This is a genomic window from Streptococcus sp. 20925_1_22 (assembly GCF_041431685.1).
Classification (GTDB): Bacteria; Bacillota; Bacilli; order Lactobacillales; family Streptococcaceae; genus Streptococcus.
The window spans coordinates 1-1,264 of record NZ_JAPVYE010000012.1 but is presented as its reverse complement, the minus strand read 5'-3'; the positions used below and the strand labels follow the sequence as shown (position 1 = coordinate 1,264).

The window sequence follows — 1,264 nt, the reverse complement described above, 5'->3', positions numbered from 1 at the left end:
TACGGGTAGAGTATGATACAACGCTAGAAGCTTTTCTTGGCAGTGTGACATCACTCACTCGCTACTAAACTTCGCTCCCCATCACAGCTCAACGTTACAGGTATAAGCATTTGACTCATACCACGCCTCACTGCTTAGACGTACATCCAATCGTACGCACGAGTTAGCCTACTGCGTCCCTCCATCACTTCATACTCTAGTACAGGAATCTCAACCTGTTGGCCATCGGATACACCTTTCGGTCTCTCCTTAGGTCCCGACTAACCCAGGGCGGACGAGCCTTCCCCTGGAAACCTTAGTCTTACGGTGGACAGGATTCTCACCTGTCTTGCGCTACTCATACCGGCATTCTCACTTCTATGCGTTCCAGCGCTCCTCACGGTACACCTTCTCCACACATAGAACGCTCTCCTACCATACCTATAAAAGGTATCCACAGCTTCGGTAAATTGTTTTAGCCCCGGTACATTTTCGGCGCAGGGTCACTCGACTAGTGAGCTATTACGCACTCTTTGAATGAATAGCTGCTTCTAAGCTAACATCCTAGTTGTCTGTGCAACCCCACATCCTTTTCCACTTAACAATTATTTTGGGACCTTAGCTGGTGGTCTGGGCTGTTTCCCTTTCGACTACGGATCTTAGCACTCGCAGTCTGACTGCCGACCATAATTCATTGGCATTCGGAGTTTATCTGAGATTGGTAATCCGGGATGGACCCCTCACCCAAACAGTGCTCTACCTCCAAGAATCTTTATGTCGACGCTAGCCCTAAAGCTATTTCGGAGAGAACCAGCTATCTCCAAGTTCGTTTGGAATTTCTCCGCTACCCACAAGTCATCCAAGCACTTTTCAACGTGCCCTGGTTCGGTCCTCCAGTGCGTTTTACCGCACCTTCAACCTGCTCATGGGTAGGTCACATGGTTTCGGGTCTACATCATGATACTAAAGCGCCCTATTCAGACTCGGTTTCCCTACGGCTCCGTCTCTTCAACTTAACCTCGCATCATAACGTAACTCGCCGGTTCATTCTACAAAAGGCACGCTCTCACCCATTAACGGGCTCGAACTTGTTGTAGGCACACGGTTTCAGGTTCTATTTCACTCCCCTCCCGGGGTGCTTTTCACCTTTCCCTCACGGTACTGGTTCACTATCGGTCACTAGGGAGTATTTAGGGTTGGGAGATGGTCCTCCCAGATTCCGACGGGATTTCACGTGTCCCGCCGTACTCAGGATACTGCTAGGTACAGAATCTATTTAAAATAC

General features: G+C 49.3%; 1 rRNA gene. It reads right to left on the bottom strand.

The features are described 5' to 3' along the window. Positions 1 to 1,264, bottom strand: a 23S ribosomal RNA gene (locus O3621_RS11445); the annotation flags it as partial.